This window comes from Runella aurantiaca, from assembly GCF_003339505.1.
GTDB classification, from domain to species: Bacteria; Bacteroidota; Bacteroidia; order Cytophagales; family Spirosomataceae; genus Runella; species Runella aurantiaca.
The window spans coordinates 299,225-318,451 of record NZ_QPIW01000001.1 but is presented as its reverse complement, the minus strand read 5'-3'; the positions used below and the strand labels follow the sequence as shown (position 1 = coordinate 318,451).

The window sequence follows — 19,227 nt, the reverse complement described above, 5'->3', positions numbered from 1 at the left end:
GCGCTGCCGACGTTGCGACTGACAATAGTTATCTCTATTTCGCTGCCACTTTTCCCCACGTGTCTTTTAATCCAACGGTACGATTAAAAACCAAATGGTCAGCTGTACTGTCTGTATCAAGGCAAAAATACCCTTTACGCATGAATTGAAACTTCGTTCCTACCACGGCTTCTTTCAATGCAGGTTCGGCATAGCCCGTAATGATCTGCAACGAATTGGGGTTAATGTGGTCTTTAAAATCCCCTTCGGCCGTAGAAAGGTCTTCGACGCTGAAAAGTCGGTCGTATTCCCGAATCTCGATGGGCAAGGCTTCGTTGACCGAAACCCAATGCAATGTACCTTTTACGTTGATGCCCGAGGTATCGCTACCGCTTTTGCTGTTTTCGATGTATGAGCAATGCAATTCGGTCACATTTCCTGCTTCATCTTTGACGAAATCGTCACACTTGATGATATAAGCGCTTTTGAGGCGAACCATCTGCCCCGGAGCCAAACGAAAGTATTTTTTAGGAGCTACTTCCATAAAGTCATCCCGCTCCACGTAAATCTCCCGACCGAAAGGAATCTCACGTATACCGCCGTTGGGGTCTTCAGGATTGTTTTCGCTGTGGCAAATCTCCACCTGACCTTCGGGAAAATTGGTGATAATCACCTTGAGCGGGTCAAGCACAACCATTCGGCGCTCGGCCACTTTGTTGAGATGTTCACGGATACAAAATTCCAGCAAACTCACATCAATCAGATTGTCGCGACGGGCTACCCCAATGCGGTCACAAAACTCACGAATAGACTCGGGGGTATATCCTCGACGACGCAAGCCCGAAATCGTGGGCATTCGTGGATCATCCCAGCCTGTTACGTGTTGTTCGTTGACCAATTGAAGAAGTTTACGCTTGCTCATTACGGTATACGTAAGGTTCAGGCGCGCAAACTCATATTGTTTTGAGGGAAATATTTCTAGTTTTTCGATGCACCAATCGTACAAATCGCGGTGAGGAATAAATTCTAATGTACAAATAGAATGCGTGATTTTTTCGATTGAATCTGATTGCCCGTGGGCAAAATCGTACATCGGATAAATGCACCATTTGTCGCCCGTGCGGTGGTGATGCGCAAATTTGATGCGGTAAATTACGGGATCGCGCATGATCATATTCGGGGCCGCCATGTCGATTTTGGCCCGAAGTGTACGGGTTCCTTCGGCAAACTCACCGTTTTTCATGCGTACAAACAACGCTTCGTTTTCCTCAGGCGTGCGGTCACGGTAAGGGCTATTGGTTCCAGGCTCGGTGGGAGTTCCTTTCTGCGCCGCCATTTGTTCCGACGTAGATTCGTCCACGTACGCCAGTCCTTTACGGATAAGCAACAACGCATACTCGTACAAAGAATCGAAATAATCAGAGGCATAAAATTCATTAACCCACTGAAAACCTAGCCATTGTACATCATTCTTGATGGAGTCTACGTATTCGGTATCTTCCGTCACAGGGTTGGTGTCGTCAAAACGAAGGTTTGTTCCTCCGCCGTATTTTTGAGCAACGCCAAAATTAAGGCAAATTGACTTGGCGTGGCCAATATGTAAATAACCGTTTGGCTCGGGTGGAAAGCGCGTTAAAACTCGCCCTCCGTGCTTACCGTTACGGAGGTCTTCCTCGATGATTTGCTCGATGAAGTTAAGTGATTTTTCTTCGGTAGGTTCTTTGTTGATTTCACTCATGTGGCTCTGGTGACTGGTGGTAATTCGCAAAAGTAGTATAATTCGTTCTCATCAAGGAGGAGTCGGCAGGGAAAAATAAGAGAAAATACCTAAGTTTGCCTACTTTTTTAAACCTATGATATTTTCTGGAATGAACAATACCCTCAAATTCGCCATTTACATCGTTGTTTTCAGTCTTATTTGGTTGGTTGGAGAAAAATTACTCGGTTATCAAAATACAATTGTTGACTGGCTTCCCTTCACAAGTTTGCTTTGGTTAATCCTGATTGGAGTGTTTTATATTGTATTTCTTCGCAGCACGCGTCAACAGGCTACAAAGGTAGTCTATAAAACAAATGTCAAGTCGTTAGTCACACTAAGTATCTATTGGCTACTCGCTTTTGGATTAGTAAAATGGGTTTATTTTTTATTTGTTAATCCTGATTATTTTAATGACCTCATTATTCGTGGTCGGGAATGGCTTACGCTGACCGCCACCTCGGAAGAAAACTTTGAAAACGCCACCCGTATGATGGATGATTTTCTTCAATTGCCTGTTTATTTGGGCATTACTACCACCGTACAACTTATTTTTTGCTTAATTTACGCCTTTTTATTCCCTGCTTTTGTCAAGAACAAATAGAGTCCTGCCCATTATTTTTTTGAATAAACGTTCTGATTATCACGTCTTTTCTTCTGAAAGTGCAACTATTTTAAAACTATTTTCGGAAGAACGCCGTTTATAATGCAGTTGAAAACGATACTTACCCAAGGGCTTTGGTACCACGCCCAACGGTCGAGAGGGTGTTGCAGACAAACTTTCTGACGACTCCTCGGCGCGCTCGTACATACAACGCTACAACTTACTAACATATTGGAATGAGCAATCAACGGGTGGCGGTCTTCCGAAAGACCCACTTCAATGCTGCGCATCGACTCAACAATCCGGCTTGGTCGGAGGAGGAAAACGCACGCATTTTTGGAAAATGCAATTTGCCGAACTACCACGGTCATAATTATGAGCTGATTGTGCGGGTGACGGGGGAGGTAGACCCGAATACCGGCTACGTCGTGGATTTGAAATGGCTGAACGATTTGATAGAACTCAATGTTTTGCAAAAGTTCGACCACAAAAATCTGAATCTTGACACTGAAGAGTTTAAACACCTGAATCCCAGTGCCGAGAACATTGCAATTGTGATTTACAACATCCTGCGTGGGCATTTACAATCCACTTTTGATTTGAAAATAAGACTATATGAAACCGAACGAAACTTTGTGGAATACCCCGCGTGAGGCTGCCGATTTCGTTGATTTAAACATTGACGAATGGGGCGACGACCACAGCCTGAGTGCCTACGATACCCCCATGCGCGAAGATGCTTTTGAGCTGAGCGATGTTGAAAAAGTAGCCAAAATTGAGCAGCATTTTAAAGAAATCATGGAGACGTTGGGTCTTGACCTAACCGATGACAGCCTGAAAGGAACACCCCATCGGGTGGCTAAAATGTACGTAAAAGAGATTTTTAGTGGCCTTAACCCTAAAAATAAGCCCAAAGCCACCCTTTTTGAAAATAAATACAATTACAACGAAATGCTCGTGGAGAAAGACATCAGTTTTTACTCCAACTGCGAGCACCACTTTGTACCCATTTTTGGCAAAGCGCACGTAGCCTATATTTCAAGCGGAAAAGTGATTGGACTTTCAAAACTGAACCGCATTGTTCAGTATTTTGCCAAACGCCCTCAGGTGCAGGAGCGTTTGACGGTTCAAATCGGCAAGGAATTGCAACAAATTCTCCAAACCGAAGATGTAGCCGTGGTAATGGATGCCAAGCACTTGTGCGTCGCCTCGCGCGGCATACAAGATGATACGAGCACCACAATCACCTCTTTTTACGGCGGCAAGTTTAAGGAAGACGCCACCAAAAATGAATTTTTGAAGTATTTATAATCTCCAAATCATTCCACTCCCATCAGAGTCAAGGCAGCGCGGGCTTTATTGTCCACGCTGTTTTTGTATTCATGCTTCGGATAATTAAGGGCTTGCTTGAAATGATAAATGGCCTTGGCAGTATTACCTTTTGCCTGATACATGTAGCCCAATTGCAAGGCCGAAGTCGCGCCAAAATACAAACTCTGCGCTTGACTGAGCGCAATGGCGCGTTCATAATGCACGATGGAAGAGTCAGGACGATTTTGACGTTGAAGAATCCGCCCCCAACGGTAATGAAACTCGGCTTTATCGTATAAGTTTGGAAAGAAAGTCTCCTGATGTGCTTTCAAAGCAAGAGCTGCTTCTGGCAAATACCCACCATCAAACGCCAAACGGGCTTTCATTAAGGCTTTCTGTTGTCCCGAAACCTCTTTCTTTCGGAAGCTTTTGGCGAATTTTTCTGCAAATTTATCGGCTTCCACGTAACTCGTTCCAACGCTCAGTACGCGCTCCAAATAGGGCATTGCTACAGCTTCTTCCCCTTCCAGCCAATGGCTCAGAAACAATTTCAGGTGCGTATCTTTCAGGTAATTTTGGCCTTTATACTGCGCCAGAAATCGTTTCAAGTACGTACGTGCTTCGTCGTATTGGCCTTTTTGAAGCAAAATTTCTCCTTTCAGGTATTCCAAAAAAGGAAACGCCAGATAGTCACTACCAACGGGCCGCTGATTGAGTAATTTTAGCGCCTGTTCTCCCCGTCCGTCTTTCATTGAGATTGTTGTTCCGAAAAAATGGAGCAGTAAATTATCCTCTTCACCACTGACAAACTCCAGAAGTGCCGCGTTTTGCGACTCAGCGTAAGTGAGGATATATGCGTGCAACAGTAACTCCACCAGTCTTGCTTCGGCGCCAAACAATTTGTCTTTTTGAATAATGGTCTTGATTTCGCGCATTCCCTGTGGAATATTGCCGCGCAAGCCCAGCAGTTTTGTGACCCATTGATAGTTTTGCGGAGCCGAACCTATCAATACGTGAAGCATCCCCAACGATTTGTAGGTCGAAATAAAATCGGGATATTTTTTGGCATTTTCTTCCAGCAGTCGATACGCCTTGATAATATCCCAACACGCGCTGACTTCTTTGCCGAATTTCAATTTGATAAACGCCCAATGCAGACGAATTTCGGCCTGATACAGTCGCTGATAAGGCGAATTGGCGGGCAAATCTTCCAAAAATGCCAAGCGTTTGTCTTGATTAGGAGCCAATTGTTCAAACAAACGTTTCTCATCGCTTACCAACAACGTGACCATGTCGGCGTAATCTTCCACATACACGGCAAAGGCTTTTCGCGGCCCAGTATTTTTTTCTTTTTGCAGCAGCGCCCTTACCGAAGTGACTTTCAACTTAAACACATCAGCGTACGCCTCTTGAAGCGTGGGCGTAATTTGGTACGGATTACTTTGGCCAAAGGAAAGAAAACGGGAAAAGAAGAAACCAAGAAAAAAGGCAAAAAGGCCCGTGAATAAAACTCCCTTTTTCACAACTTAAAGCCTTCTTTTTGAAGCAGTTGTTCAAGTGAAAATTGATATTCACCCAGCAAACTAACATTTTTTTCCCAAGTCGAAATGATGCCATCTTGCCCTGCCCGCGATACAAACTGTTGTTTTGTCCCTGAAAAAAACCAAATGACCTCCCGAACGCCGAAATCCAACAATTTTTTGGTTTTAATGCCGTAATAATCCATTTCTGAAATCCCGAAATCAGTCGTATCGGCCTGTATATCCACTTCTATGACCGCTAAGGGCGGAATTTCGAAGTATTTATCCTTAAAGGCATGATTTTGCAAAGCTGCCTTTTCGTAAATCACAATATCAGAGGAAACGTTGCTACGTTTTTTGAGATGAAAGCCCACTTCGTTAGTGATAACGAAATAGGCATCTTCATCTAAATTTTTCAACAAATATTTCATCAAAACGCCAATAATTATTGCTTGGGTGTCGCTTTCGCCCATGATTTCTTCCTTCGTTTTCAGTTGATTTAATACATCTTTATAACCCCGATAGTACATGGGTTTTCCGTCGTATTCTTCATAAATCAACGATTTCGGGATTTCATGCTTGGCAAATTTGGTCCGAATGCGTTTGCGTTTGGTGGAGACTGCTACCATGTCAATTCCTGTTTTTCTAAATCAAAGATAGACAAATTAACCACTACCCTAGCTCCTCAATAAGACATTTCTTTTGCTGAAACAGGAAGCTATCTCCTTGCTGTTTTCCCATCAGCGAAGCGCCCAGCGGCGATTGTGGCGACACCGCGATGACTTTTGTTCCCGCCATATCAAGCAGCCCCACGCTCACGGCCACAAAAAAATAACCAACCGTGGTTTTGACCAACGTACCCAATCCTACGCGCTGAAACTGAAACAACGGGTCGATGCGGTCCAGCACGGCGCGCTCCTGACGAATCTGGTCGTACAACTGGGCATGGCGGTCTCGTTCATTTTGGGCCATGGCCCGGGCGGTTTCGTACTTATCTCCCGCGCTGCTTTTGGTTTCTTCGTTGGCTGAGCTTTGAGCAGATTGCATGGCATCCAATGCGTCCTGCATTCGAGCGTCCAAATGCGCCTTTAAACGTTCCAGAATGGCTAATTTCATAATTGGTGTTATTCGTTTGACGATGAAATAACAAGAACAAAGAATACATTTCCTTGTACCGTTCTCCATCATGTCCGGCCTCCGCTGTATTACAATCGGTGATTAATAATCTGGTCGTACATCCCTGCGAAGGCCGACTGTTTTACTCCTTCCGAAGAAAGAAAATCGTGCGGGAAGCCCAGTTCTATTTTGCTGAGTTCGTTCAACCGATGCATCATTTCGCCGGGAATGGTCGAATCAAGGCTTTTCAGCGAATCTTGAAGTTGCTCCACACGACGAGCACCAATGACGGGCATCACGTTAGAAACCCGTTGTCTGGCCCAATTGATGGCTACCTGTGTGGGCGTAACGCCCAACTCATCGGCGATTTCTACCACGGCTTGGGCAATATCCTGACTACGTTCGTTGCGTCGGAGGCTGTTTTCGGGTACGCGGCCGCCTTCTCCGCGTAAGTATTTGCCCGTAAGCGCCCCGCCCCCAATCACCCCCCAAGGCGTTACGGCCATGTCGAGGGCTTTGGCCATGGGCAATAAATCGCGCTCTGCGCCCCGTTGCAGCAACGAATACTCAATCTGCAAAGCCGCAAATTGACTCCAGCCACGCAGTTCGGCAAGCATGTTGGCCCGCGAAATCACCCACGCCGGCGTGTCAGAAATACCGATGTAATGCACTTTCCCACTGCACACCAAGTCGTCCAATCCGCGCATGACTTCCTCTACGGGTGTGGTAAAATCCCACATGTGAACCCAAAACAGGTCGATATAATCGGTATTGAGGCGTTTTAAGCTTTCGTTGAGCGAACGAACCATATTTTTGCGATGGTTTCCCGCGTAGTTGGGGTCACCGTCGCGGTCCATGAGGGTATATTTGGTAGCGAGCACAAAATGGTCGCGGTCGGAAGCGATAAAATCCCCTAAAAATTTTTCCGAAGTTCCTTCGGTGTAGCGATTGGCTGTATCTATAAAATTACCGCCAGCATTGGCATACATGTCAAAAATTTTCTTACTTTCATGCTTATCAGCGCCCCATCCCCATTCGGTTCCGAAGGTCATGGTGCCAAGGCAAATTTCTGAAACACGAAGGCCTGATTTTCCCAATAATTTGAATTTCATAGTGATGAAGTTTGTTAGGTGAATAAAGCACACGCGTTGTTGGATGAGACGTTACTCTTTCAAAAGCTGACCGATAAAATCGGCTTTTCTTTCCCGCAAATCTGCGTTTTTGCTCAAAATTACGGATAAAACTCGGTTAATTATGTGTTTTCACAATTCGTTAACAGCCACCGTTGCAGAAGTAGAGAAACGTTTCGAAGCTACTTCAGAAGTTAAGCAAGCTGATTTTCAGCCTGTCTACCACGGAAATGGTTTTGATTACCCTACTTGGCCCGTGATTACCACGCAAGCCCCGAAAACCCTCCAACTGTTTCGTTGGGGATTGGTGCCGCGTTGGGTAAAAACCAAAGAAGAAGCCGAAGAAATACGGGCCAATACGCTCAATGCTAAGGTCGAAACGCTGGCTCAAAAACCGTCTTTTAAATACGCCCTTCGAGAATCTCAGCGTTGTCTTGTACCTTCTTCTGGATTTTTTGAATGGCAGACTGTGGGCAAACAAAAATACCCTTACCACATTCGGCTGCGCAATCAACCGCTTTTTGCCATGGCGGGAATCTGGGAAAGTTGGCACAATCCCGACTTCGCCGATGATGTTTGGAACACCTTCAGCATTATCACAACGGAAGCCAATCCCATGATGGCGCGTATTCACAATACCAAGCAGCGAATGCCTTTGCTTTTATTGCCCGGCAGTGAATCTCTTTGGTTGCAATCTGATCTGGACAGCTCGGCCCTGAAAGAAATAGCCCGTCCGCTGGACGATAGTCTGATGGAATCTTTTACAATCGGTCGGTTGATTAGCAATCGTAAAACTGATTCAAATGTACCAGAAGTAAGCAAGCCGCACCTTTATCCTGAATTATCCCAACAACAATTGTCGCTATTTTAGCGTTTTATAAAGCAACAATTGCGAATAACCATCGCTGAATTAACCTAAACAGTAACCATTCTCATGCTAAGAAAAATATGCCTTTGGGCCTGTGTTTGCGGATTGTGCTGGGGGCTTTCTTCCTGTTTTCGTTCGTGGCGCAAAAATGAACGTGACCTTCGCAAGCATTACGCAAACAAACCCGTTCGACCTACTTATTATACCATTCAAAACGACAGTCTTCGGCTGTTTGTCGCCACCACAGGTGCCGATACGCTGCCGCCGCTGTTGCTCATCCACGGAGCACCGGGGGCGTGGTACGGATACCTCAACATGGTGGATGACAGCATTTTGCAGAGCAAATACCATATCATTGCCGTTGACCGACTGGGGTATAATCATTCAAAACACCGTAAAAAACGCATCGTGACGTCCATTGATTTGCAGGCCCGGGCGGCCGCGTTGGCCTTGTCGCTCAATCATTCCCGTCAAAAAGGAGTGTTGCTTGGTCGCTCTTACGGAGCACCCATTGCGGCCAAAATTGCGATACTCAATCCCCAGCGATTCAATAAATTGGTGATGCTGGCCCCCGCCATCGACCCCACCAAAGAAAAATTCTGGTGGTTTTCTAAGCCCGCCAAATGGTGGGTAGTTAGGATGTGGCTGCCGCATCGTATAAATCTGGCGTCGTTTGAAAAATTTGCCCACGCTAAGGAATTAGAAAAACTAGCAGACGAATGGCCAAAGCTCCAAGTACCCACGACCGTGGTGCAAGGAGGCAAAGATTGGATTGTAGACCCGACAAATCTTGATTTTGCCCGCATGAAACTGGCCAAAAAAGAAGCTCAATTTATCTTTTTGCCCAATGCGGGTCATTTGATTTCGTATTCTCATCCAGATTTGGTTCGCGAATTGGTCATCACACCTTTTCAACACCCATCAGCCTCTACGACCTCCGTACAGGTGGGGACGAATGAAGACCATAAATAAGTAGGTATCTTTGAGGGGACGCCCATTTGTTGTAACTTTCCACCTCAAACAATCCTGCTTTTTACTTTATGAAACGGTCATTTTATCTGTCCCTTTTTGTTGCCACTGTGTTTTTGGCAGTTTTTGCCGCATTTACTACCGTACCAAAACCTGAAAATGCAAAAAAAAGCATCATTACGGGCGCCGACCAAACCTCCGTGTACCTTCCCTATCTGAAAGGAAAACGCATTGGAATGCTGGTCAATCAAACTTCAATCATTGGCAAAAAACACTGTGTCGATAGCCTGTACAAATTAGGAGTCAAAATCACCAAGATTTTTGGGCCTGAACACGGCTTTCGGGGCAATGCGAGCAATGGTGCCAAAGTAGATGATAGCGTAGACCCCGCCACGGGCATTCCTGTGATTTCGCTCTACGGCAAAAACCGCAAACCTTCCAAAGAACACTTGGCCGACGTCGATTTGATGATTTTTGACGTGCAGGACGTAGGCGCTCGTTTTTATACCTACATCAATACGCTGTCGTACGTCATGGAGGCCTGTGCCGAAAACGACAAAGAATTACTCATTTTGGACCGCCCCAACCCGAACGGATTTATCGTGGATGGCCCCATTTTGGAGCCGCACCTGAAATCAGGCATCGGAATTTTTCCCATTCCCATCAGCCACGGTCTGACCATCGGAGAATTTGCCCAAATGATTAACGGTGAAGGTTGGTTGCCCAACGGGCTGAAATGCCAATTAAAAATCATCAAAGTAGCCAATTATACGCATGACCTGCCGTACGTCCTCCCCGTACCGCCTTCGCCCAATTTAAATACACAGCAATCCATTCTATTGTACCCCAGTGTTTGTTTGTTTGAAGGCACCATTTTGAGTCAGGGACGCGGCACCTACATGCCTTTCACGGTACTAGGAGCACCCTTATTGAAAGGGAAATACGCGTTTTCGTTCAAACCAGTCAGTCTTAAAGGCATGAGCGAAACTCCCCTGCATCAGGATACTGACTGTTATGGATTGGATTTGCGGAAGTATGACACCGCTACTTTCTTGAAAACCAAGAAATTAAACTTACAATGGCTCATGGAGCTGTACGCAGCGTATCCCCTCAAAGAGAAGTTTTTTGACATGAGTCAAAGCAAACAAATGGGGAATTTTGATAAACTGGCGGGGACAGAAAACTTAAAGCAGCAAATTATTGCGGGTAAATCAGAAGAAGAGATTCGTAAAAGTTGGGAACCTGGTCTGGGAGACTTCAAAATCAAGCGAAAGAAATATTTGCTGTACCCTTAAAAAATAAACATCCCTCGCAGCTACACAAACCCCTAAGGTAGCGCGAGGGATGTTTTATCATAGGTTAAGTTGTGGTTGAAACAACTATGCAAAAATATGCAATCTTTTTGTTTTAATGCAACTTTTTTTTGCATTTTTTTGCAAGATATTTTTAGAAATCACTCTCAATGAATTTTTAAGTATTTATTGAAGTATATTTTAACTGACCTATGATAAAAGAAGAACGCCAACGGCTCATTATTGAGAAGCTCAATCGTGACCAAAAAATCAACTTAGTGGAGTTGAGTCAACTGCTGCACGTTTCGTACGACAGCATCAGACGAGACGTTATTGAACTGGAAGACAAGGGGTTACTGAAAAAAGTACACGGTGGGGCAGTGGCTAATTCCTATTTATCTTTTAAAACCACGCAAGGATTCGGCATCGACAATCAGGAAGTATTGCATCTGACCCGAAAAGCCCAAAAACTGTTTGAAAATCATCAAACGATATTGATGGACGGCGGCACCACGAATTTCCACATTGCCGAACAATTCCCCAAAAACCTGGAACTGACCGTCATTACCAACAGCCTGCCACTTGCCATTGTGCTGAATGAACATCCCAAAATTGAAACAATCCTCTTGGGAGGCACCTACCACAAACGCTACCAAATCACGGTAGGCACCCAAGCCATGCGCCAACTTGAACACCTGCGGGTTGACCTTTACCTCATGGGTTTCAATGGGTTAGACCCAAATGTCGGGGTTACGCTGCGCAACTATGAAGAATCGGTCTTAAAACAAAAAATGGCAAAATCAGCTAAAAAAGTAGCGATTTGTGCCATTACTGAAAAAATTCATACCATAGAAACCTACAAGGTATGCGACCTGCATGAGATTGGTTTTTTGGTGACGAGTCTAAAGCCCTCCGACCCGTCGTTGAACGATTTTCGTAACAAAGGGATTGAAATTATCTAAACCTTGCAAAAGTTTGCAAAGCTTTGCAAGGTTTAAACATCACCGCCTGAAAGAGTATTACCCACCTTCTTCTTCTGCGCTTAGTTTTTGGACGAGTATTTTGTCGATACGGCTTTTGTCCATGTCGACAATCTCGAACCGATAGTCCTGCCACGTGAAGTGCTCACCCGTATCGGGAATGTCCTTAAAAATATGCAAGGCAAAGCCTCCAAGGGTGTTGAAGCCCGTCAATTCTTTTTTCTGCTGTATCGTAATGTCAAAATGATTGATAAAATCTTCCCACGGAAGCTGGGCATCCACCAGAAAACTACCGTCTTCGCGCTCTACGATGTCGTAGTTAAACTCATCGGTTTCTGACAAATCCCCCACCAACGCGTCCAAAATGTCGTTGAGCGTGGCAATGCCGAGCATGGCACCGTATTCATCGACAATGATACCAAAGTGCACCCGGCTCACTTTAAACTTCTCTAAGGCCTGATAGGCTTTGTTGTTTTCGGGAATATACAGCGGCTCACGGGCCAGCGACTCCAGTCGGGTGAGTTGCTCATCCAAATCACCGCCGAGCAAGTCTTTCACATAAATCAGCCCAACGATATTGTCAATCCCATCGTTGCAAAGAGGATAAATGGAGTGTTTGGATTCCATGATTCGGGCCTTATTTTCTTCGGGGTCATCGGCCGAGTCCAACCACGTAACCTCCTGACGGTTGGTCATCAACGACGTGATTTTCCGGTCGCCCAGATGGAAGACATTTTCCACGATTTCCTGCTCAATCTCATCAATGACCCCGCCCGTGGTGCCTTCCTGAATGATGGTCTTGATTTCTTCTTCCGTAATGGCTTGGTTTTGCGGCGTAATCCGCAGAATTTTCATAAACAAATCGCTGGATTTGGCCAACAACCAAATAAACGGCGACGTAAGATTGGAGAGCCAATTCATGGGCGTAGCCATAAACTTGGCAATGCCTTCTGGATTGGACATACCGATGCGCTTGGGCACGAGTTCTCCCAAAACCAACGACAGGTAGGTCACAAACAAAACAACGCCACCTACGGCGATGGAATGCGCATAAGGCTTCAATAATTCGTACTGCTCAACGTAGGCCTGAAAATCGGTCGTGATGCGTTCACCGCTGAATACCCCGTTCAGGATTCCAATGAGGGTGATGCCGATTTGGACGGTCGAGAGAAAGCGATTGGGGGAGTTTGCCAGTTCGAGTGCATGTTTGGCCTGCCGGTCACCGTTTCGTGCCGCAGTTTCCAATTTAGACTTTCGCGAGGAGACCAGCGCGATTTCTGACATGGAGAAAATACCGTTGATAAGAACGAGTAGAACGATAACAAATAGTTCCACGTATGGGGGATGGTTGGTACAATTGCAAAATTATCAAAAGTATTTGCTATCCAAAACAAACCCATTTGCTAATTTTGTCGGCATTAAAGCCCCACTACTCCTATGATTATATTTATCAAAGACCGTCCGGTCCGAATTTTAAGCGAAAAAGCGGCTCAGGGGCTCTCCAATCGGGCTACTTTTGACCGAATCATTGACGCTCACCTCGAAATGCTGAAGGTGGCGAGTTTAAAGGGGCATTTACTCATTCTGAACGCCACACCGATTACGGCCGAAAAATTGTTTCATTTTTTGAACAATTACGACCTGCCCGAGCTACAATCCATTTATTTGGTGCCCAAAGACCGCGAAGCCGTGGAAAAAAGATTGAAAAAAATCTACACCATCATCAAAGCGGCGGGCGGCATTGTGACCAAAGACAACAAAATGCTGATGATGTTTCGGCGGGGCGTGTGGGATTTGCCCAAGGGCAAACTCGACGACAATGAAAAATCAAAAAAAGCAGCCCTCCGCGAAGTAGAAGAAGAAACGGGCGTAAAAGCCGAGCTTATCGAAAAAACCTGTACCACTTGGCACACTTATACCCAAAACAATCAACTGATTCTGAAACGGACCAAATGGTATTGGATGCGCTGCGTGGACGACTCCAAAATGGCTCCCCAGCACGACGAAGGCATTGAACAATTGGCGTGGATGAGCGAGCCCGAAGCCCGCAAAGCGCTCGTCAACTCCTTCAGCTCCATCCGCTACGTGGTGGACTGCTTTATGGGGCAGGAAGTGGATGTGGATTAGTGCGGGAATGAGGAACAGTACGGGCGGCTCCGCGAAAAATGGTAAACCGCGAAATGTAAATCGGAGGCAGGTGTGCCTGAAAAAGTTCTGACTCTTGAACATACCAGCAAGCTTATTCTCTCACCAGAATGGGCTTGCTGTTTTTTTATGAACTTAACCTTTTCTACGCCTCACGCAGCTTTTCGTTTTCTTTCAACAATATAACGTTCATCTTCTCCAACATTCGGCATTTTTCGGCGTATTCTTCCGCCATAACCCGCCACTTCTCTGTATCTGTATCTGTATCTGTATCTGTATCTGTATCTGTATCTGTATCTGTATCTGACACCAAATAGGAAAGTTTGATACGCAAGATTTTGGTCAGTGCCTGCACCTGCTCAATAGAAGGAAAGGATTTGCCATTTTCCCAATTATTGTAGGTGGGTTGGCTGATGTTTTTTTTCCCTTGGCTGCTCAACTCCATAGCCACCCATTCCTGCGTGAAGCCCAATTCATTACGACGTTTGCGTAGTTTGTCTCCAATATTCATACTTTTCAGTTTGTGGATTTGTCAAGTGATATTATAGGGTTCCTACATTTCTATGGTCGTTAGAAAAAAGGTTTCGCCAAAATCAAAGAGTTTTCCACTACGTATGAATACAAATTGTGCTGTATCACGTATTCAATCTCAAGTAACGTAAATAATCCTAAAACATATTTATTATTTTTCAAATATTTATCAAACGGTAGTTGTAACACTATTACATGATTTTTTTGAATTATTTTATCAGGATTTCTGATAATTTTATAAAAAATCCTGATAAGATGATGAACAAAGTTCGATTAGGTTTGTAGTGCCTAAACAGCATACACATGGACAAAGCTATTTTACTGTTTGTATGATTAACTTAACTAGCCATTCCTTTACCGAGCGCGAAAACCTATTGGGCGTAGCCTGGACATACCTACGCAACCTACAGCCATCCGTTACATTGACCACCCTGCGCAACACCCTCGAACAGCACCCCGATTACCCCAGCCTGTTGAGTTTGGGGGATACCCTCGACCGTTATCACATCGAAAACGCCGCCCTGCGCATTGACGCCGAGCAGTTGGCGTTGTTGCAAGTACCGTATATAGCGCACTTGCGTACCCACGGGGGCACATTTGTCCTTGTAGAAAGGGCTACCGACGAAACTTTCATCTACCGTAACGAAAAAGGAAAACGCATCACCGAAACCCGTGAAGATTTTCTCAAAAAATGGTCGGGGGTGGTGTTTATTGCCGAACCTACCGAAGCCTCGGGAGAAAAAGACTACGCCGCCAAACGCCGTCAGGAACAACTTGAAAGCCTCCGTTGGCCGCTGATTATCGCGGGTTTTGCGCTGCTGACCATTGCGGGCATATTCCAAAGCCCCAATCTATCCAGCGGGTTACTGTTGGGACTCAAAGCCATAGGGGTACTACTCACGGCCTTGCTGCTTTCGGTGCAGTATGGCAAACCCAATGATTTTACCGACTCCCTCTGCCACCTCAACAACCACACCGACTGCAACCACATCCTTACCTCTCCCGCCGCCAAAATCACACCTTGGTTGGGCTGGAGCGAAGTCGGATTCTTTTACTTTATGGGTGGGTGGATAAGCCTCACCCTAAATCCCTCTCCAAATGGAGAGGGGTTCAATATCCTCATCATTCTTTCAATGTTGGCTTTGCCTTATACTTTCTGGTCTATCTGGTATCAGTGGCGCGTAGCTAAGCAGTGGTGCCCGTTGTGTGTGGCGGTGCAGGTGGTGATTTGGGCAGAGTGTCTAAGTAGCCTCTTAACTCTCAAAGGGGAAATAAATATGTTCTCCCTTTGGGGTCGGACCCTCGCAGGGCTAGGGGGCTTGGCTGTTGCGTTTGTACTCCCCATCCTCTTCTGGCTGATCATCAAACCACTGCTTCAAAAATCGCAGGAGGCGGAGCGTTGGCGAGGTGAATTGCGGCGGTTTAAGAACAATCCGGCTATTTTCAATGCACTTTTAGCAAAACAAAAACAAATGCCGCCCGTACCGGCTGACTTACAACCGATTATTTTAGGGAATCCCGCTGCGGAGCATACCATTACGATGGTGACCAATCCTTACTGCGGGCCGTGCGCCAATGCACATCTACAATTGGAAGAGGTATTGGCCGAAAACACCCAAGTAAAAGCACAGATAGTGTTTACTGTATGCCATGACTCCGATGGCAGAAAGACAAAAGTAGCCAAACACATGATGGCATTAGGATCTACTCACGAAAAGTTAGAGGACGGGATTGCCGCTTGGTATGCTCAAGCAAAAAAAGACTATGATACTTGGGCTAAGGCCTATCCTGCTGATACTAGCAACATACCCGAAAACGTAATAGCCGCTCACTGCGAGTGGACCCAAAAAGCTGATATACAAGCTACACCTACGTTTTTTGTAAATGGATATGAAGTACCGCAAGTCTTTGGATTGGTACAAAGTGCGAATATGCTTACCCATTTGGAGCAAAAAATAGCCTAGCCATGAAAACCGCCCTGTTTATCCTATTGCCCTATCCGAGCCACTATTTTGTTGGCTTCGGTAAAGCGCGTCAACTAAAAGCGCAAGGGTATGAGGTGGTATTTACGGGTCTCAGTTCACACCAAACGCTGATTGAGCGCGAGGGATTTGTATTTAAGCCTTTGCGTTATGCCAGTGCTTATAAACACTTGTCTTTTAGGGCATTGATTGCCTTGTTGATCCAGACGTTGCTCAACAAGCCTTTTAGCATACAGCGATACCGAACTTTTTGGGAAGAAGTAAGAGCAATACAAGTATTAGCCGACGAATTACAACCTGAAATACTGCTGATAGATAGCCACTTAGGACATTATGCGCTCTATTTATGGCAGGTTGAATGTACTAAGATGATACTCAATACCAAACTTTCTTCTTATCCAGAGATAGGTATTCCACCTTTGACAGAAGGCTGGCTTGCCAACCGTAACGGATGGGCTATTGTTCGTGCTTGGACAGGGTGGCAGGTACATTTCTTGAAAAGAAAGTGGAAACAATGGCTCGAAAAAATAGCTTTTTTGGGCAAAGATGACCATTGGTTGTTAGAAAAATTGGCTAAAAAAACAGGAAAAAAATATTTAGATTGGTTTGATGACAACCACTGTTTTTATCCTGCCGTGAAAGCCCTGCCCAAGCTCATTACCTATCCCGAAGCATTGGAATATCCGTGGAAAAAGCCCAAAGCAGGAGAGTATTACGAGGCTATCTCTTTTGAGCGAAACGAAAGCCACCTTTTGGGTGAAAGTTACTGCCAATTGATGGCTCAATTACACCTATCGAAACTCCAAAACCCGGCTATTAAGATAGTTTATGCCAATTTTGGAACTACTGGTTTGAATAATAACGCAACGGGATTACAAGCATTGGATAAACTAATAACCGTGATACAGGAAATGCCCAATATACGCTTGATTGTATCCACAAACTTTATCAAAAATAGAAATGCCAATAACGTTTACTGCTTAGAAAATGTGCCACAGTTAGACCTATTACAGCATTGTGATTTGATGGTGAGCCACGGCGGTCTCAACAGTATTTGTGAATGTTTGCAGGCAGGAGTGCCCATGTTATTATGCCCTTTAAACCATAAAGCAGACCATTTTGGTAATACCGAAAGGGTAGTCTATCATGGTTTAGGATTAAAAGGAAATCTCACCACCGAAACAACCCAATCCATCAAAATAAAGATAGAAACGGTATTATACAACCCAACATACCGAAATCGCCTACACTGTTTTCTAAACAGTGCTCCAACCTACGACTTGGCCAAGTAAAATCAAATAAATTTCCAACTAAAAAAAATTAAAAACATGAAAAAGGTATTGATGCGATTTTCTGAGAATGTATTGACCAGAAGTCAAATGAAAGCGGTAAAAGGAGGGGAGGAGTATGGTGGGGGAACCTGCCCCGGTACATATTATACAACCAAACAAAAATGTGAATTAGGGTGCCCTACCAGATGCTTATGCTCAGCAACAGCCCCTAATAGTGATCAACACGTTTGTAGCTAATTTTCATTATTTTAGGGGTAATATTACATCTAATTTTACCTCTAAAATCTAATATTTTCACTATGCTTAAAGATATTGTTTTTTCAAAAACACATTTATTAATTTGGTTATTTTCTATTCCATTTATAAAAATATTTTCACAGAATACATTTATAAATGGTGAAATAAAAAACCCCGTAGATTCTACTGTATCTTTTATTATTCTACGAAACGGACTTGTTGGAGAGCGGGAACTGATTGATATTCGTATAGATAAGTCCAATAAATTTAATTTAAAGTTGAATTTAGATGATATAGCATATATACATTTTCAACATGGCAATACTTCAGGGATTGTATTTCGCAATTGGATAATAGAACCAAAAGATAGTGTTACTTTGTCTTTTAATGCTGAAAATTTCATTGAAACTTTACGCTTTAAAGGTGTAAACTCTATGAAATATAACTACTATACAGAAGATTTGAGAAAATGGGACAGTTGGACCAGTGAGTACATGAAAAGAATAAAACAACCCATAGAAGACCAATATCATTTCATTGATTCTATCGAAAATGGCAAGTTGAAATTGTTACAATCATACTCAAAACATCTTAGCCATTTATTCTTCAAAGTAAGATATGCCGATATAAAAGGAGATGTCAATGAATCTCGATTTTTACCTCTTATTTCAGAAAATAAAAATAGCTATTCTCTTTGGTCACTGCCAAATAATCTTAAGGCTTTTTTGTACATGATGCCTGATCAAAATGACACAACGGCAAAGTCACTTTTTTATGTGGCATACTTGGATGCACTTTCAACCCTACTCTACAAAGATGTAAAAACGTTATTCGGGAATAAATCTATGTCAAATCTTATAGATTTTCAACGCAGTATTTATACGCCTAAGGTAGCAGAGTATCAATTTGCCTATCAACTCTTTGACAAGTTTCGAACTGAAGGGTCAAATGAAAAAAATAACAAACTCTATGAAAACTATGCAAATACATATCCTGCTAGTTCTTTTATTCCTTTCTTAAATGGAAGACAAATTAAGTCAACAAGTATCCGTCACGGACAAAAAGCATTTGACTTAGGAGGTGACTCCATTTCGAAGCTGGTAAAATATCATGGCAAAGTAGTTGTGCTGGACTTTTGGGCAAGTTGGTGTAGTTCATGTATTACTGATGTAAAGTATATCAAAAAAATAAAAGAAGATTTGAATATGGACAACAATGTTGTTTTTTTAAGTATTTCATTAGATGAAAAAGAAGAAGATTGGATAAAAGCAATTAATAAGTGGGACATCATGGGGACTCATATTAGATTAAAAGGTGGATTTAAAAGCTCTGTCTCTAAAGATTACGGAATTATGGGACTGCCAAGTTATTTTATTATTGATAAAAACGGTTTGTTTTTTGATGTGAACCCTCCAAGACCAAGATATAATGATGGACAGGACTTACTAAAAGTAATACAAAAAGCGATAGACTAGCTGCATAAAAATGATAACTTTGTTATAATAAGATATAAAA

Annotated in this window: 18 protein-coding genes; 11 read left to right on the top strand and 7 right to left on the bottom strand. The window is 43.9% G+C overall.

The window, feature by feature from the left end; genetic code table 11:
• Positions 1–34: 34 nt before the first annotated feature.
• Positions 35–1,717: a glutamine--tRNA ligase/YqeY domain fusion protein gene (locus DVG78_RS01440; protein WP_114459283.1), complete on the bottom strand. Its 1,683-nt coding sequence runs from the start codon at positions 1,715–1,717 to the stop codon at positions 35–37.
• A gap of 115 nt (positions 1,718–1,832) precedes the next feature.
• Here DVG78_RS01440 and DVG78_RS01435 point away from each other — a divergent pair, with 115 nt between their 5' ends.
• The 3 genes from DVG78_RS01435 to folE all read left to right on the top strand — a co-directional run bounded on the left by DVG78_RS01435 (position 1,833) and on the right by folE (position 3,650).
• A complete protein-coding gene (locus DVG78_RS01435; RefSeq protein ID WP_114459282.1) occupies positions 1,833–2,339 on the top strand; it encodes a DUF4199 family protein in 507 nt (168 codons plus the stop codon).
• Positions 2,340–2,575: 236 nt separating this feature from the next.
• On the top strand, positions 2,576–2,992 hold the full coding sequence (locus tag DVG78_RS01430) for a 6-pyruvoyl trahydropterin synthase family protein (RefSeq protein ID WP_114459281.1): 417 nt from the start codon (positions 2,576–2,578) through the stop codon (positions 2,990–2,992).
• Positions 2,955–3,650: a GTP cyclohydrolase I FolE gene (folE, locus tag DVG78_RS01425; RefSeq protein ID WP_114459280.1), complete on the top strand. Its 696-nt coding sequence runs from the start codon at positions 2,955–2,957 to the stop codon at positions 3,648–3,650. The genes DVG78_RS01430 and folE overlap by 38 nt, the downstream gene beginning before the upstream one ends.
• 8 nt (positions 3,651–3,658) lie before the next feature.
• Here folE and DVG78_RS01420 read toward each other — a convergent pair whose 3' ends face one another.
• From DVG78_RS01420 to DVG78_RS01405, 4 genes are all read right to left on the bottom strand, one after another.
• Positions 3,659–5,173 (bottom strand): tetratricopeptide repeat protein, encoded by a 1,515-nt coding sequence (locus DVG78_RS01420; protein WP_114459279.1) that lies wholly within the window; start codon positions 5,171–5,173, stop codon positions 3,659–3,661.
• On the bottom strand, positions 5,170–5,799 hold the full coding sequence (locus DVG78_RS01415; protein WP_114459278.1) for a Uma2 family endonuclease: 630 nt from the start codon (positions 5,797–5,799) through the stop codon (positions 5,170–5,172). Before DVG78_RS01415 ends, DVG78_RS01420 begins: the two co-directional genes overlap by 4 nt.
• A gap of 43 nt (positions 5,800–5,842) precedes the next feature.
• The gene (locus DVG78_RS01410; RefSeq protein ID WP_114459277.1) at positions 5,843–6,286 is read right to left on the bottom strand and encodes a GreA/GreB family elongation factor; all 444 of its coding nucleotides are present in this window, start codon (positions 6,284–6,286) and stop codon (positions 5,843–5,845) included.
• A gap of 89 nt (positions 6,287–6,375) precedes the next feature.
• Positions 6,376–7,398 (bottom strand): aldo/keto reductase, encoded by a 1,023-nt coding sequence (locus tag DVG78_RS01405; protein ID WP_114459276.1) that lies wholly within the window; start codon positions 7,396–7,398, stop codon positions 6,376–6,378.
• 142 nt (positions 7,399–7,540) lie between these two features.
• Between DVG78_RS01405 and DVG78_RS01400 the strand changes: the two genes are divergently transcribed.
• The 4 genes from DVG78_RS01400 (at position 7,541) to DVG78_RS01385 (ending at position 11,507) form a co-directional block, all read left to right on the top strand.
• Positions 7,541–8,287, top strand: a complete 747-nt coding sequence (locus DVG78_RS01400; RefSeq protein ID WP_114459275.1) for an SOS response-associated peptidase — start codon at positions 7,541–7,543, stop codon at positions 8,285–8,287.
• Between the two features lie 63 nt (positions 8,288–8,350).
• Positions 8,351–9,256: an alpha/beta fold hydrolase gene (locus DVG78_RS01395; protein ID WP_114459274.1), complete on the top strand. Its 906-nt coding sequence runs from the start codon at positions 8,351–8,353 to the stop codon at positions 9,254–9,256.
• A 68-nt stretch (positions 9,257–9,324) separates the two neighbouring features.
• On the top strand, positions 9,325–10,548 hold the full coding sequence (locus tag DVG78_RS01390) for an exo-beta-N-acetylmuramidase NamZ family protein (protein ID WP_114459273.1): 1,224 nt from the start codon (positions 9,325–9,327) through the stop codon (positions 10,546–10,548).
• A 209-nt stretch (positions 10,549–10,757) separates the two neighbouring features.
• Positions 10,758–11,507 (top strand): DeoR/GlpR family DNA-binding transcription regulator, encoded by a 750-nt coding sequence (locus tag DVG78_RS01385; RefSeq protein ID WP_114459272.1) that lies wholly within the window; start codon positions 10,758–10,760, stop codon positions 11,505–11,507.
• A gap of 57 nt (positions 11,508–11,564) precedes the next feature.
• Here DVG78_RS01385 and DVG78_RS01380 read toward each other — a convergent pair whose 3' ends face one another.
• Positions 11,565–12,860 carry a hemolysin family protein gene (locus tag DVG78_RS01380; protein ID WP_114459271.1) on the bottom strand — a complete coding sequence of 432 codons (1,296 nt, stop codon included), beginning with the start codon at positions 12,858–12,860 and terminating at the stop codon, positions 11,565–11,567.
• Positions 12,861–12,962: 102 nt separating this feature from the next.
• On the opposite strand from DVG78_RS01380, the gene DVG78_RS01375 reads away from it, so the two are divergent.
• The gene (locus tag DVG78_RS01375) at positions 12,963–13,652 is read left to right on the top strand and encodes an NUDIX hydrolase (RefSeq protein ID WP_114070007.1); all 690 of its coding nucleotides are present in this window, start codon (positions 12,963–12,965) and stop codon (positions 13,650–13,652) included.
• A gap of 163 nt (positions 13,653–13,815) precedes the next feature.
• On the opposite strand, the gene DVG78_RS01370 is transcribed toward DVG78_RS01375, so the two are convergent.
• Positions 13,816–14,181 carry a helix-turn-helix domain-containing protein gene (locus tag DVG78_RS01370; protein WP_114459270.1) on the bottom strand — a complete coding sequence of 122 codons (366 nt, stop codon included), beginning with the start codon at positions 14,179–14,181 and terminating at the stop codon, positions 13,816–13,818.
• Between the two features lie 349 nt (positions 14,182–14,530).
• Here DVG78_RS01370 and DVG78_RS01365 point away from each other — a divergent pair, with 349 nt between their 5' ends.
• The 3 genes from DVG78_RS01365 to DVG78_RS01355 all read left to right on the top strand — a co-directional run bounded on the left by DVG78_RS01365 (position 14,531) and on the right by DVG78_RS01355 (position 19,187).
• Positions 14,531–16,165 carry a vitamin K epoxide reductase family protein gene (locus DVG78_RS01365; RefSeq protein ID WP_114459269.1) on the top strand — a complete coding sequence of 545 codons (1,635 nt, stop codon included), beginning with the start codon at positions 14,531–14,533 and terminating at the stop codon, positions 16,163–16,165.
• Between the two features lie 2 nt (positions 16,166–16,167).
• Complete coding sequence (locus DVG78_RS01360) at positions 16,168–17,475, top strand: glycosyltransferase (protein WP_114459268.1); 1,308 nt, start codon at positions 16,168–16,170, stop codon at positions 17,473–17,475.
• Positions 17,476–17,774: 299 nt separating this feature from the next.
• Positions 17,775–19,187 carry a TlpA family protein disulfide reductase gene (locus tag DVG78_RS01355; RefSeq protein WP_114459267.1) on the top strand — a complete coding sequence of 471 codons (1,413 nt, stop codon included), beginning with the start codon at positions 17,775–17,777 and terminating at the stop codon, positions 19,185–19,187.
• The last annotated feature ends 40 nt before the right edge of the window (positions 19,188–19,227 follow it).